Origin of the sequence: Streptomyces sp. NPDC059564 (genome assembly GCF_042735575.1) — a bacterium.
Taxonomy (GTDB): domain Bacteria; phylum Actinomycetota; class Actinomycetes; order Streptomycetales; family Streptomycetaceae; genus Streptomyces.
The window spans coordinates 1-13,764 of sequence record NZ_JBHWBP010000198.1 but is presented as its reverse complement, the minus strand read 5'-3'; the positions used below and the strand labels follow the sequence as shown (position 1 = coordinate 13,764).

Genomic DNA, 13,764 nt, shown 5'->3' with positions numbered 1-13,764 from the left:
TGGGGGGCGGATGGCGGTTCCGGTTCGTTATCGTCACCTCGGGCGCGATCGGCGTCGCCAAGCGGGTCTTCGACACCGTCGAGCCGCCCGGAGGCTACTACGGCTTCCACTGGTACGGCCGCGCCAAGCTCGCCGGCCTCGCCTACACCCTGGAACTGGCCGGCCGGCTCGACGGCACGGGCGTCTCGGTCTTCGCGGCGGACCCCGGCGGCGCCGCGACCGACATGACCAACGGCACCATGAACGATCCGAGGATCGTCTCGCCGGCTCTGCGGCTGTTCTGGCCGCTGGTCCGGCGCACGTTCGAACGCTCCACCTCGGGCCCGGCGTCCGTGGCGGCCAGGCCGTCGCTCTTCGCCGCGACCGACGCCTCGCTGGCGGGCCGGACCGGCGTCGTCATCGGCCCCCGGGCGCAGCCCGTCGCGCCCTTCCGTCCGGCGGCGGATCCCAGGACCGCCGAAGCCGTCCGCCGCCTGAGCGAGCGCCTCGCACCCGTGACGGCCCGCTGACGGGACCCGGTACGCGGGCCACGGCAATCCGGATGAGTCATCCAGTTAGACTCCTCCCATGACGACCGCCCCCCTGCGCAAGGACGCCGCCCGCAACTGGGAGCGGATCGTCGCCGTGGCCCGCGAACTCGTGGACGAGGGCACGCCGCTGCAGCTCAACGACGTCGCCCGGCGCGTCCCCGTGGGCGTCGGCACCGTCTACCGCCACTTCCCGACGCCCGAGGCGCTCCTGGAGACCGTGGCCATCCCGTGCCTGGAGGAACTCGCCGCCCACGGCGAGCGGGCACTGGCCGACGACGACCCCCGGCGCGCCCTCACCGGCTTCCTGACCCGCACCATCGAGGCGCAGGTCACCGACGCCTCCCTGTCCGCGGTCGCCGCCGCACCCACCGACGCCCTGCCGCGCACCACCGAGCTGAAGCGGACCCTGTCGTCGGTCGGCGGGCAGCTCCTCGACCGGGCCCGCGACGCGGGGGCCGTACGCCCCGACCTGACCCGCGACGACCTGGTCCCGCTCATGTGCGGCATCGCGTACGCGGCGACCGTCCACGGCAGCGCCCCCGCCGCCCGCGCCGAAACGGCCCGCCGGTACCTGACCGCGCTCCTGGAAGGCGTGTACGTCCGGGGCCGGTAGCCGACTGCCGCCACCAGCCACGGAGGGCGGTGGTCACTGTTCCTGCGGTGGCTTGCCCTCCGCCGCGGAGACCTCGACGAACTCGACCTGGCCCTTGCCGTTGAGCCGCAGGACCGGGACGGCCTTGTTGCGCGGATTTCCGTTGTTCTGGAAGGAGATGAACCCGCTGGCCCCGGCCACCTGCTGGGTGCCGTCCATCTGGTGGAACATCCTGGCCACCGCGTCGCCGACGACCTGCCCCTGCCAGCGGGCGGCCATCTGGATGCCGTGGGCGGCGGCGAGGACCGCGTCGTGACCCATCAGGGCCCCGCCGTCCTCACGGGGGTCGCGCGGGAACCACTGGTCCAGCAGCCCGCCCGGCTGGAAGTTCTTCGCGGACGGCGCGGACACCGTCTGCGGCGCCGAGCGGTACATGTCGGGGTGGGCGAGGCCGGTGTAGAGCACCTCGATGCCCGTCTCCGCGGCGTGGGCGAGCTGCTCCTGGCTCAGGTTGGTCGTGTCGTCCCCGGCGAACACGGTGAACTGCTGGTCGGTGCAACTGCGGTTGGCGAGCGCGTCGATGAAGTGGGTGAGGTGTTGCCCGCGGCCCGCGAAGTACACGAGCTGCGGACGCTGCTGGCACAGCTGGCCGGGCATGTAGCGCAGTTCGTTCTGCCAGGCGCTGCTGACGGAGGAGTCGTAGGTCATGCGCTCGGCGACGAGCCGGTGCTTGTCGCCGTCCTGGAAGGCCTTGGTGAAGGCGGTGCCGAGGGTGGAGGCGTAGAGGTTGCCCTCCGCCACGTCCTGGATGACGACGGCGGTCGCGACGCCACGCCGTTTGAGGTAGCCGGCGGCCGCGTACGCCTCGTCCTCGTTCGTGGGGGCGATCCGGACGAAGCCGTTGATGCCCTGGATGTTCGTGGCGGTCAGGGTGGCGCCGACCATGGCGATGCCGTGCTCGGAGAGGCGCTTTATGGCCGAGAGGTTCTCGTTCGTGCTGGGGCCGAGGCCCGCCACCGCCACGAGCCGGTCCGGGGAGTCCTTGCGGGCGATCAGCTCGTCGACGGTGTGCTTCCACTGCGTGGACTTGCTGCCCGGGTTGGCGATCAGCAGCCGGATCTTGGGGGTGGCGGAGAGGTCGCCCTGGTTGTGCCGGTACTGGGCGAGGTAGGCGCCCTGGAGTTCGTGGCGGACGCCCTCGGCGGAGTTGCTGTCCTCGGCGGTGGTGGTGAAGGAGGTGAAGTAGGCGACGCTGACGTACGGTTCCTTGTCCGCGTTGGCGAGGATCCGGCGGTTCTCCTCCTCGATCTTCCTGCTGACGGCGTCGAGGTGCGGGGAGAAGACGTAGGAGCCGTCGCTCACTCCGACGCACTCGTCGTCCGGGCCCTGTTCGACGACCCCGTCGGCGCATCTGGCCTGGCGTTCCTGCAGCCAGCCGACACCCAGCCAGAGCGCCGCGACCAGGGCGACGGCGGCCGCGGTGGCGAGGGCGACCCGGCGCACGACGTGCAGCGGCCATTCGAGTCTGGCCACGCGCTCAGCCCTCCCAGCCCGCGGTCTGGGGATCGCGCCAGTGACGGTACCGCTCAGCCTCGTTGAACAGGGCCACGATGTCGTTCCTCCGCAGTTGGGACAGCTGGGTGCAGCCGTCGGCGATGAGGTCGCCCAGCCGCATGGCCGGATCGGCGAGTGGATCGCTCCACACCCAGCGGGTGGTCACCAGGGTGTGGATCACGGACTCGGTGTCCATCACGCGGCCGGGCCGGCGCGGGACGAGCCCGGCGAGGAGTTCCAGCGGTCCGCCGTCGGCGGGGAGGCGGTTCGGTGCGGCGGTGATCGCGTCGAACTCGGCGATCCACTGCGCGGCCGGCACGGCGGTGAAGCGCCGCGTCAGGTGGGCGGCGACCTCCTCGGTCCGCCCGCGGGCGAGCTGGTGGTACATCTCCTGCACCGGCTTGCCCTCGGCGCGGTAGTACTCCGCGAGGAGTTCGTGCACGGCGTCCCACCCGTCGGGGCGTGCGGCCAGCCGCCAGAGCAGCAGCCGGCGCAGCCACGGGTGGAGTACGGGGACGACGGCGACGGGCCCCGTCAGCAGCCAGCGGGAGCGGATCTCGCCGAACAGGGAGTCGTCGGGGCTGAGCAGCCGCGTGGCGACGGAGAAGTCCCGGGCGGCGGCGCATTCGGCGAGGGCGGCACGCTGGGTCCCGTCGAAGTCGCGCAGGAGGTGGCCGAGGGCCGTGTCGGCGAGGGTGGCGCTGTCCTCCCCGGTGCGCAACGGCCGGTCGGGCAGGGTGCGCAGCCAGCGGTCCTGCTCGGGGCCCGAGTCCGGGGGCGGCCCGGCCTGGCGCAGTACGTCGAGCACCTGGTGGACGGCGCGCGGCAGTCCTCCCGTGAGCCGGTGCACGAAGGGGGTCAGCCGGGCCAGCGGGGCCAGGACGCTGTTCCCGCCGAGCTGGAGCTCTATCCGGATCCGCACCTCGTCCAGGTTGAGGTCGCGCAGGCGCAACGGGTACCACCAGGTGTCCTCGCTGTCGCGGGTCGGCCGGTGGGCGTTCCAGTCGGCGAGGGAGGCCCGGTCGGGGCCGCGCAGCTGCCAGGGCCAGGAGTCGCCGGTGGCCGGACCCCAGCGGGGCAGCCAGCGGTTGGAGCTGGCGACGACGGTCAGCGGGTCGCTGGCGTGGCCGGCCACGACCGTCTCGTCGTGCCGGGAGCGCAGCAGCAGGTCGAGGAAGCGCCGGCCGTACTCGGTGTGGGAGTTGTCGAGGAGCAGCAGGTACGAGCGGGGCATGAAATTGCGTGCGGTGTTGCGTCTGAGGTCTTCCAGGAAGGCCGAGAAGAGGATGAGGTCGAGGCGCTCCTGCTCGTTCTCGTCGCCCTCGTGGCGCCACAGGTTCAGCTCGACGAGAGCCTCCATGGGGTCCGCGCTGCGGGTCATGGGGTGGCGTCCGTACCAGTGGGCCCCGGCGGTGAGCCGGTTGCCCAGTCTGCCGCCGAAGAGGCCGGGCATGGTGCGGCGGCCGCGCCGCAGGGCGTCCTGGAAGAGGGCGAGCGCGGCGGTGGAGGCGCCCTCGGGCATGCCGACCGCGCCCATGCCCACTTCGAAGAAGGCGGCCAGGTAGTCGCCGTGCCGGGCCTCGTTCTCCTCCTGGAAACGGTCCAGCTGGCGCTGCACCGCGCGCCGGCCCTCGGCGAGGCTGCGCATGCGCAGCTCCTGGTCGGAGGCGAGCAGGCCGAGGCTGAGCAGCGGGAAGTGGGAGCGGCCGTAGCGGGGCAGTTTGCGTTCGAGCTGGCGGGCCAGGAGTCCGAGGGCGTAGCGCGGCAGCAGGGACTGGGCCCCGCCGAAGTTGATGAAGGCGAAGGGGTAGTCGGGCCCGAAGTGCTCCATGAGCGCGCTGTGCGCCTCGCTGGCCCCGCTGCCCGCCGGACCGAGCAGCATGGTCAGGGGCCGCTCGGCCGCCGGGTCCTCCTTCACGCAGGCGTCGACCAGCGCGAGGATGCCGCTGCGGCCCCGCAGGCCCATGCCCGTACCCGGCTCCATCACGCGTGATCCCCCCCAGGACGACGTCTCCGAGGAGTAGAGACTGCCATCCGGAGCCGGAGTCAGACAGGGGTTTCCGCTCCTTGGTTCGCTCCGGTCCACTCCGTGCGGGAGCCGGCCCCGGCCTTCCCGTACGCGCACCAGGTGTGATGGGCCGGTCACCCCGCGCGCCTTCCGGAAACCTGCACATCGTGTTCTTGATCGCGACGGCCCACCTCCTCCACCCGGCGGTATGGCCGATATGTCCCATCCGTTTGGTCGGTGTTCGCCCCGATTGGTTCTGTGTAAGCAACGGGCCGCCCGTATCTGTTACTCGATCCTGTGAAGAAGCCGTCACCATTCGGTGAATCAAGCTGCACGTCCGTACTCGGAGGTGATCATCCGCCCGTGATGGGGAGTCAACGGGATTGGTCCGGTGGCCCGTTCGCGTGCTTTCATCTGCGCATTGCGGCAGTCGTGAATGGCGGCCGCGTTTCGGGCTGGCCGGCCGCCGCAGGAATGAATACCTCCCCCCAATGAAAGGTGCGCGTCATGCGTAACGACATCGAGACCCGTGAGATCGCCGACACCGAGCTGGACGCCGTCTCCGGTGGCCTCATCAGCCTGTCCGGTGGCCTCGTCGGCGCCGTGACCAGCGATGTCACCAACATCGTCGGCTCCCTCGAGACCGTCCAGGCCGCCACGGGCATCGTGTCCCACGTCCCCGGCCTCGTCACGGGCATCACCGGCGTTTCGGTGAACACCGGTCGCGCCGGTCTCTGATCGGGATATCGCCATGAACCCCGGAGCATCCCCCACGGCTCCGGGGTTCCTGGCTGCCCAAAGGCCCGGCCGATTCGAATGCAGTTGAAGGAATAGTCCGTGCAATTTCGCCAAAAGGCTCTTTCCAAGCTGCAATCGCCCGAAGAACTCGACCTGCCCGTTCGCTTCGCGCGCCCGCAGGGCCGGCTCGTCCTGGCCGTCACGGTCCTCGTCCTGGCCGCCGCGAGCTTCTGGGCGTTCACCGGCACCGTGTCCTCCAAGCTGAGCGCCCCCGGCATCCTCACCCGCGCCGAGGGCAGTTACGTACTGCAGACCCCGGTCGCGGGACAGGTGACCGGAGTCCTCGCCAAGGAGGGCCAACTGCTGGCCGACGGCGCGCCCCTGCTCACCGTCCGTACGGAACAGGGGGACCGCCCCGTACGCGTGGTGACCGGCGGACGGCTGACGGCACTGGTCGCCAAGGTGGGTTCGGTCGTCGCCACCGGCGCGGACGTGGCGACCGTGGAACGTGTGAAGGACCCGGAGGACCCCCTGGTGGCCATGCTGTACGTGCCGGGCGGCAACGGCCCGGCGATCCCCGTGGGCGCCGCGGTCGACCTGACCGTCCAGTCCGTCCCGCAACAGCAGTTCGGCATGCTGCGCGGCCACGTCAAGGCGGTCGGCCGCGCGCCCCAGACACAGGCGCAGATCGGCGGTTTCCTCGGCGACGGCGGGCTCGCCGAACAGTTCTCCCGCCACGGCAACCCGGTCGCCGTGCTCGTACAGCTCGACCGCTCCTCCTCCGCCAAGTCCGGCTACCGGTGGTCCTCCGCGGACGGGCCCCCGTACGCCGTCGACTCGCGGACCCCGGTCACCGGCGCCGTCCACCTCGCCGCGCGGCGCCCCGTCGACTGGCTGCTGCCGTGACCGCGCCGCGGACCGGGACACCGCCGCAGCTCCCTCCCGCCGGACGCCGGCGCCACCGCCCCGAGCCCAGGGGCGGCACGCGCCGCAGGCCCGCGCCCGCCCCCAGGGGCAGGACGCCCCGCCCCGTGCGCACCCCCACCGTGCTGCAGATGGAGGCGGTGGAGTGCGGCGCCGCCGCCCTGGCCATGGTGCTCGGCCACTACGGCCGCTTCGTCCCCCTCGAAGAACTGCGCATCGGCTGCGGCGTCTCCCGCGACGGCTCCCGCGCCAGCAACCTCCTCAAGGCCGCCCGCGGTTACGGGCTGAAGGCCAAGGGCATGCAGATGGACCTGGCCGCGCTCGCCGAGGTGAGCGCCCCCGCCGTCCTGTTCTGGGAGTTCAACCACTACGTCGTCTACGACGGCATGGGCCGCCGGCTCGGCCGCAGGGGCGTGTACGTCAACGACCCCGCCAAGGGCCGGCGGTTCGTCCCCATGGACGAGTTCGACACCAGCTTCACCGGCGTCGTCCTCACCTTCGAACCCGGCGACGGCTTCCGCCGCGGTGGCCGCAAGCCGGGCGTCCTGGGCGCCATGCCGGCCCGCCTGCGGGGCACTTCGGGCACCATGGCCGCCGCCGTGATCTCCAGTCTCCTGCTGGTCGCCGTCGGCGCGTCGGTGCCGGCCCTGAGCCGCACGTACATCGACATGTTCCTCATCGGGGAGCAGACGTCCCTGCTGGGCGTGCTGTTCGCCGCGATGGCCGTCGCCCTCGTCCTCACCGCGACCCTCACCGCGCTGCAGCAGGCCAACCTGCTGCGCGGGCGCGTCATCGCCTCGACCCTGGGCAGCGCCCGCTTCTTCCGGCACCTGCTCAGACTGCCGGTCACCTTCTACTCCCAGCGCAGCCCGGCCGACCTGGTCCAGCGCCTCCAGTCCAACGACGCGGTCGCCGAGACCCTCGCCCGGGACCTGGCCGCCGCGGGCGTGGACGCCGTGGTGGTGGTGCTCTACGCGCTGCTGCTGTGGACGTACGATCCGCAGCTCACCCTCGTCGGCGTACTGATCGCGCTGCTCAACGTGGTGGCCATGCGGATCGTGATCCACCTGCGGGCCACCGGCACCCAGAAGCTGCGCGCCGAGAGCGCCCGGCTGACCAACACCTCGTACAGCGGTCTCCAGCTCATCGAGACGATGAAGGCCACGGGCGGCGAGAACGGCTTCTTCCGCCGCTGGGCCGGCCAGCACGCCGTCACCCTCGACGTACAGCAGCGGCTCGGCGTGCCCAGCGCGTGGCTCGCGCTCGTCGCGCCCACGCTGGCCGCGCTCAACAGCGCCCTGATCCTGATGATCGGCGGCCTGAGGGCGGTGGAGGGCCACCTCACCGTGGGCCTGCTCGTCGCCTTCCAGGCCCTGGTGACCAGCTTCACCGCGCCGATCTCCCGGCTGGGCGGCGTCGCCGGCCGGATCCAGGACTTCGCGGCCGACGTGGCCCGCCTCAAGGACGTCGAGAACTTCCCGGTCGACCCGGTCTACTCGCGGCGCGAGCCCGCCGCCGGCACCCGCCGCCTCAAGGGCCACGTGGAGCTGGACCACGTCACCTTCGGCTACAGCCCGCTGGACGCCCCGCTGCTCAAGGACTTCTCGCTCTCGGTCGGCCCCGGGCAGCAGGTCGCGCTCGTCGGCGGCTCCGGCAGCGGCAAGTCCACCGTCTCCCGGCTGATCTCCGGACTCCACACCCCCTGGGAGGGGGCCATCCGGATCGACGGGATGCGGCTGGAGGACATTCCGCGCGGTGCGCTGGCCGCCTCCGTCTCCTTCGTCGACCAGGACGTCTTCCTCTTCGAAGGCACCGTCCGCGACAACGTCGCGCTGTGGGACCCCTCCATCCCGGACGAGGCCGTCGTCGCCGCCCTCCAGGACGCCGCCGTCCACGACGTGGTCGCCCGCCGCCCCGGCGGCATCCACAGCCGCGTCGAGCAGGACGGCCGGAACTTCTCCGGCGGCCAGCGCCAGCGCCTGGAGATCGCCCGGGCGCTGGTGCGCCGCCCCAGCGTCATGGTCCTCGACGAGGTGACCAGCGCCCTGGACGCGGTGACCGAGCAGGTCATCATCGACAACCTGCGCCGCCGCGGCTGCGCCTGTGTGGTCATCGCCCACCGGCTGAGCACGGTGCGCGACAGCGACGAGATCGTCGTCCTCGACCGGGGCACGGTCGTGGAACGCGGACGGCACGAACATCTGGTCGCCGTGCGGGGCCCGTACGCGGCACTGGTCAAGGAGCACTGAGGTGACGTACGCGCACCACCCCACGGCCGACACCGGCGCCTCCGCCTCCGCCTCCGCCACCGCGGGCTGGTCGGGCGGGGCCCCGGACCCGGTCGTCGCGGCCCTGGGCGGACTGGGCTCGCCCGTCGACTGCACCGGCGTGCGCAGCCTGTCCCTGGAGGGCCCGCTCGTCCTGTGGCTCGTCGTACACGGCGCGCTGGACCTGTTCGCCGTCGACGCCGCGCAGGCCGGGCACTGGCACTTCCTGGGCCGGCTGGAACCGGGCACCCTGCTGCTGGGCCCCGCCGAGGGCCCCGACCACACCCTGGTCGGCCGCCCCCTGCAGGGGTGCCGGCTGCGCCGCATCGAACTGCGGGAGCTGTACCGCCCGGAGTACGGCGACCCGTTCCCGGCAGACCGGTTCCACGCCGGACCGTGGTACGCGTACGCCGATCAAGGGCAGTACGGGTACGGAGCCCCCGCCGGAGGACGACCGAGCCCCCTCGAGGACGCCTTCGCGCGCGGCATCGGCCGCGGCCTGCGCGTGCTCTACCAGGCGCCGCTCGACGGCAGCGCCACCACCGGGCACGGCGGAGCCGACGAGGACATCCTCTGGATGCAGATCACGCCCGGCAGCGTGCAGTACGGCGCCGTGTACGAGGCGGAGGCGATCGGCACCCTCCTCGTCGACGCGGGGATGTGGCAGGGCATGGTCGACCAGCAGCACCGGCTGCTGTACGCCCTGGACGGCTGGATCGAACAGCTCGAGCGCGCGCACGAGGACCGCACGGCGGCCGGAATCGAGGCGGGCCGGACGGCCCGCACCCAGGCGGACCGTACGCTGCTGGCGTCCATCGTCCGCTCCGGCCGGGACCCCCACCGGAGCGGCGGCGCCGACGCGACCTTCGCCGTGTGCCGCCTGGTCGCCGACGCGGCCCGCATCACCCTGTCGGAGCCGGGCGGCGAGGCCGCCGCCACGTCCGAGCAGCTGGATCCCGTCGAACGCATCGCGCTCGCCTCGCGGATCCGCACCCGCGAGGTCAGGCTCGGCGGCCGCTGGTGGCGGGAGAACAGCGGTCCACTGGTGAGCCGCCGCGAGGAGGACGGCACGCCGGTCGCCCTGCTGTGGCGGCGCGGCGGCTACGAGGCGGTCGACCCCGCCACCGGCACGCGCGAGCGCATCGGGAAGACCGGCGAGGCCGCCTTCGAACCGCGCGCCGTCATGCTCTACCGCCCCCTGCCCGAGGGGCGGGTGAGCCTGCCGGCCCTGCTCCGCTTCAGCGTGCGCGGCACCTTCCCGGAGCTGCGCAGCCTGCTCCTGGGCGGGCTGGTCGCGGTGGTCCTCGGCGCACTGGTGCCGATCGCCACCGGCCAGGTCCTCGGCCGCTACGTCCCGCAGGCCGAGAACGGCCTCATCGTGCAGGCCGGGCTGGCACTGATCGCGACCGGCATCGTCTCGGCCGTCTTCATGCTGCTGCAGAACACCTCACTCCTGCGCATGGAGGGCCGCATCGAGGCCACCTTGCAGCCGGCGGTGTGGGACAGGCTGCTGCGGCTGCCGACGAAGTTCTTCGCCGGCCGCTCCACCGGCGAACTGGCCGGCGCGGCGATGGGCATCAGCGCCATCCGCCGCGTGCTGTCCGGCATCGGCCCGGTCTGCGTACAGGCGGGCGCGGTCGGCACGATGAACCTCGTACTGCTGCTCGTCTACAGCGTGCCGCTGGCGATGGCGGCGCTCGCCATGCTGGTCGTCATCGCGGCGGTCTTCCTGGGCCTGGGGCTGTGGCAGCTGCGCTACCAGCGCCGGCTGATCAAGCTCGGCCACCAGCTCAACAACCAGGCCTTCCAGACCTTGCGCGGTCTGCCCAAGCTCCGCGTCGCCGCGGCCGAGAGCTTCGCGTACGCCGCCTGGGCGCGGGAGTTCGCCCGTACCCGCGACCTGCAGCAGCGCATCGGACGGATCCAGAACGTCATCACGGTCCTGGGCGCCGTCTACCTGCCGCTGTGCACGCTGGTGATGTTCATGCTGCTGGCCGGACCGGCCCGCGGTGCCATGTCCGCCGCCGAGTTCCTCACCTTCAGCACCGCCCTGACGATGCTGCTCTCCTCGGTCACCCAGCTGACCGGTGCGCTCATCTCGGCCGCTGCCGTGCTGCCGATGTTCGAACAGATCAAGCCGGTGCTGCGGGAGACCCCCGAGGTGGGCCGCTCCAGTACCCGGCCGGGCGAGCTGACCGGCGCCATCGAGGCCAAGGACCTGTCCTACCGCTACGCCGACGACGGTCCGCTCGTACTGGACGACGTCACCTTCCGCATCGAGCCGGGCGAGTTCGTCGCGATCGTCGGAGCCAGCGGCTGCGGCAAGTCGACGCTGCTGCGGCTGCTCATCGGCTTCGACAAGCCCGTCTCCGGCAGCGTGCTGTACGACGGCCAGGACCTGGCGGCGCTCGACCAGGCGGCCGTGCGCCGCCAGTGCGGCGTCGTCCTGCAGAACGCCCAGCCCTTCACCGGCTCGATCCTCGACTGCATCTGCGGCGCCGGGACGTTCTCGCCCGAGGAGGCGTGGGAAGCCGCCGCCATGGCGGGCCTGGCACAGGACATCAAGGCCATGCCGATGGGCATGCACACCATGCTGTCCGACGGCGGCGGCACCGTCTCGGGCGGCCAGCGCCAACGGCTGATGATCGCCCAAGCCCTCATCCGCAAGCCGCGCGTCCTGTTCTTCGACGAGGCCACCAGCGCCCTGGACAACGAGGCCCAGCGCGTGGTCATCGAATCCACCCGGGCCCTGCGCGCCACGCGCGTCGTGATCGCCCACCGCCTCTCCACGATCATGGACGCCGACCGCGTGATCGCCATGTCCGACGGCCGGATCGTCCAGCAGGGCCCGCCCGCCGAACTGATCGCCGACACGGCCGGCCTCTTCCACGACCTGGTCCGCCGCCAGCTGAGCTGACGCGCCGTGTGCACCCGGAACTGCTTTGTTACAGGCGTGTGTTCGCGAATGCATCGGCAAGTGACGCGTATGTGTGGGTGATTCGAAGAGTGTGGTCATTGTGAGGGGCCGACGCGGAGGTCTCTTTAAGAAACCTTGTTGAAGAACGGTGACGCGTGGGGCGGCCTTGAATCAACTCCGGTAATCGGTCAGGGTTTCGAGCTGTACCCCGGAGATCTTCCGGTTCCCGGGGGCTCACGCACCATGCCTTGACGCCCCACACGTCAACACGAGGAGCACTCTCTCCATGTCAACTCACAAGCAGACTCGCACCCGTTCGCGCGGCTTCCGAATCCTTGCAGTGGCCACGGGAGTCGCCACTGCAACCGGCGTCTGCATGCTGTTGTCCCCCCTCGCCGGCGCGAACACCCCGGCCGAGGGAACGGTGTACGGGCTCGGCGCTCCCGGAGCGCTCAGCGGCAGCTACATCGTCATCCTCGACAAGAACGCGGACAAGCAGGCACTCGTCCAGAAGTACGGCGGCGAGCTGAAGCGCACCTACGGGTCCGCGGTCAACGGCTTCTCCGCGTCCGGCCTTTCGGAGACCGGCGCCAAGCGCCTCGCCGCGGACCCGGCCGTCGGCAAGGTCGTCCAGAACAAGAAGTTCTCCATCAACAGCACCCAGGACAACCCCCCGTCGTGGGGCCTGGACCGCATCGACCAGACGGCGACCGCCGGGGACAAGAAGTACACGTACCCCGACGCGGGCGGCGAGGGCGTCACGGCCTACGTCATCGACACCGGCGTGCGCATCAGCCACAAGGACTTCGGCGGCCGGGCCACGCACGGCTTCGACGCCGTGGACAACGACGCGACCGCCGACGACGGCAACGGCCACGGCACGCACGTCGCCGGGACCATCGCGGGCACCTCCCACGGGGTGGCCAAGAAGGCCAAGATCGTCGCCGTCCGGGTGCTCGACAACAACGGGTCCGGCACCACCGAGCAGGTCGTGGCGGGCATCGACTGGGTGACGCAGCACCACAGCGGTCCCTCGGTGGCCAACATGAGCCTCGGCGGCGGCGCCGACGAGGCGCTCGACGAGGCGGTGCGCCGGTCCATAGCCGCCGGCGTCACCTTCGCCGTCGCGGCGGGCAACGAGTCCACCGACGCCGGGCAGGGCTCTCCCTCGCGGGTCCCGGAGGCCATCACGGTGGCCTCCAGCGCGTCCGACGACTCGCAGTCCTCGTTCTCCAACTTCGGTTCGGTCGTGGACCTCTACGCGCCGGGCTCGGAGATCACCTCCGACTGGAACGACAGTGACAGCGGTACGAAGACGATCTCCGGCACCTCGATGGCGACCCCGCACGTGGTGGGAGCGGCGGCGCTCTACCTGGCCGGGCACAAGGACGCCTCGCCCGCGCAGGTCGCCCAGGCCCTGACCACGGGGGCGACCCCGGGGAAGATCACCAACCCGAGCGCCGGAACCCCGAACAAGCTCCTGAAGGTGTCCGCGCAGTAGCCCTGCCCACCCAAGGACACGCCGGGGCCGCCGCACCTGAGGGGGATGCGCCGGCCCCGGCGTACGCCCGTCCCGACCGGGCGCGTCACCCCCGCCCGGTCACTCCGCCTCCGCCATCGCCTCGACGAGTTCGGGCAGCCTCCCGGTAGCGGCGGGGGGCCAGGCCGGTGGTGCGTTTGAAGGCGTTGCTGAAGGCGCTCTCGGAGCGGTAGCCCAGGGCGGAGGCGATGGCCGACACGGGGGTGTCCTCGCGGCGCAGGGCGTGCCGGGCCAGGCGCATCCGCCAGGCGCACAGGTAGGTCAGGGGCGGGACGCCCGCCACTTCCTTGAAGCGCTGGGCGAAGCTGGTGCGGGACATGGCGGCGGCGCGGGCGAGTTCGGTCAGGGTCCAGGGGCGGGCCGGGTCCCCGTGCATGAGGCGCAGGACGGGAGCGACGCGTTCGTCGGCGAGGGCGCGCAGCCAGCCCGTCGGGCGGGCGTCGGGCTTCGCATCGGCCAGGAAGACGCGCAGGACCTGTAAGAAGAGCAACTGGGCGAGGTGTTCGGCGGCGAAGGCGGCCCCCGGGGCGTCCGACCGCATTTCGCGCAGCGTCTGGTCCATGAGCCAGCAGGCCGCGGGGGCCTCGGCCGTGGTGGCGCTGACGTGCATCAAGGGCGGGAGCGCACTCAGCAGCAGGTCCTTGCCGGTGGTGTTGAGGTCGATGTGGCCGCCGATGGTGACGGCGTCCCGCCC

General features: G+C 71.9%; 9 protein-coding genes and 1 pseudogene. 7 read left to right on the top strand and 3 right to left on the bottom strand.

Going from position 1 to position 13,764, the window contains the following annotated elements; all coding sequences use genetic code 11:
- Together ACFV0Q_RS27180 and ACFV0Q_RS27175 are read left to right on the top strand one after the other, a co-directional pair.
- Positions 1–509, top strand: a pseudogene (locus tag ACFV0Q_RS27180) (short-chain dehydrogenase); the annotation flags it as partial.
- Positions 510–567: 58 nt separating this feature from the next.
- Entirely contained in the window at positions 568–1,143 is a 576-nt protein-coding gene (locus tag ACFV0Q_RS27175; RefSeq protein WP_385008988.1) for a TetR/AcrR family transcriptional regulator, read from the top strand.
- A gap of 33 nt (positions 1,144–1,176) precedes the next feature.
- Here ACFV0Q_RS27175 and ACFV0Q_RS27170 read toward each other — a convergent pair whose 3' ends face one another.
- Complete coding sequence (locus ACFV0Q_RS27170) at positions 1,177–2,655, bottom strand: branched-chain amino acid ABC transporter substrate-binding protein (RefSeq protein WP_385008987.1); 1,479 nt, start codon at positions 2,653–2,655, stop codon at positions 1,177–1,179.
- Positions 2,656–2,659: 4 nt separating this feature from the next.
- A complete protein-coding gene (locus ACFV0Q_RS27165; RefSeq protein ID WP_385008986.1) occupies positions 2,660–4,660 on the bottom strand; it encodes a hypothetical protein in 2,001 nt (666 codons plus the stop codon).
- Positions 4,661–5,191: 531 nt separating this feature from the next.
- Here ACFV0Q_RS27165 and ACFV0Q_RS27160 point away from each other — a divergent pair.
- The 5 genes from ACFV0Q_RS27160 to ACFV0Q_RS27140 all read left to right on the top strand — a co-directional run bounded on the left by ACFV0Q_RS27160 (position 5,192) and on the right by ACFV0Q_RS27140 (position 13,031).
- Positions 5,192–5,422, top strand: a complete 231-nt coding sequence (locus ACFV0Q_RS27160) for a hypothetical protein (protein WP_385008985.1) — start codon at positions 5,192–5,194, stop codon at positions 5,420–5,422.
- Between the two features lie 99 nt (positions 5,423–5,521).
- Positions 5,522–6,328, top strand: coding sequence for a hypothetical protein (locus ACFV0Q_RS27155; RefSeq protein WP_385008984.1), 807 nt, complete (start codon positions 5,522–5,524; stop codon positions 6,326–6,328).
- Between the two features lie 125 nt (positions 6,329–6,453).
- Positions 6,454–8,595, top strand: a complete 2,142-nt coding sequence (locus ACFV0Q_RS27150; RefSeq protein ID WP_385008983.1) for an NHLP family bacteriocin export ABC transporter peptidase/permease/ATPase subunit — start codon at positions 6,454–6,456, stop codon at positions 8,593–8,595.
- Position 8,596: 1 nt separating this feature from the next.
- A complete protein-coding gene (locus ACFV0Q_RS27145; protein WP_385008982.1) occupies positions 8,597–11,530 on the top strand; it encodes an NHLP bacteriocin export ABC transporter permease/ATPase subunit in 2,934 nt (977 codons plus the stop codon).
- A 286-nt stretch (positions 11,531–11,816) separates the two neighbouring features.
- A complete protein-coding gene (locus ACFV0Q_RS27140) occupies positions 11,817–13,031 on the top strand; it encodes a S8 family serine peptidase (RefSeq protein WP_385008981.1) in 1,215 nt (404 codons plus the stop codon).
- An 85-nt stretch (positions 13,032–13,116) separates the two neighbouring features.
- On the opposite strand, the gene ACFV0Q_RS27135 is transcribed toward ACFV0Q_RS27140, so the two are convergent.
- Positions 13,117–13,764 (bottom strand): AraC family transcriptional regulator (locus ACFV0Q_RS27135; RefSeq protein WP_385008980.1); only part of this gene is annotated, 648 nt, incomplete at its 5' end.

Coding starts and splice junctions, on each gene's coding strand:
- ACFV0Q_RS27175 (WP_385008988.1), top strand. CDS start 568: ATGACGACCGCCCCCCTGCGCAAGGACGCCGCCCGCAACTGGGAGCGG.
- ACFV0Q_RS27165 (WP_385008986.1), bottom strand. CDS start 4,660: ATGGAGCCGGGTACGGGCATGGGCCTGCGGGGCCGCAGCGGCATCCTC.
- ACFV0Q_RS27160 (WP_385008985.1), top strand. CDS start 5,192: ATGCGTAACGACATCGAGACCCGTGAGATCGCCGACACCGAGCTGGAC.
- ACFV0Q_RS27140 (WP_385008981.1), top strand. CDS start 11,817: ATGTCAACTCACAAGCAGACTCGCACCCGTTCGCGCGGCTTCCGAATC.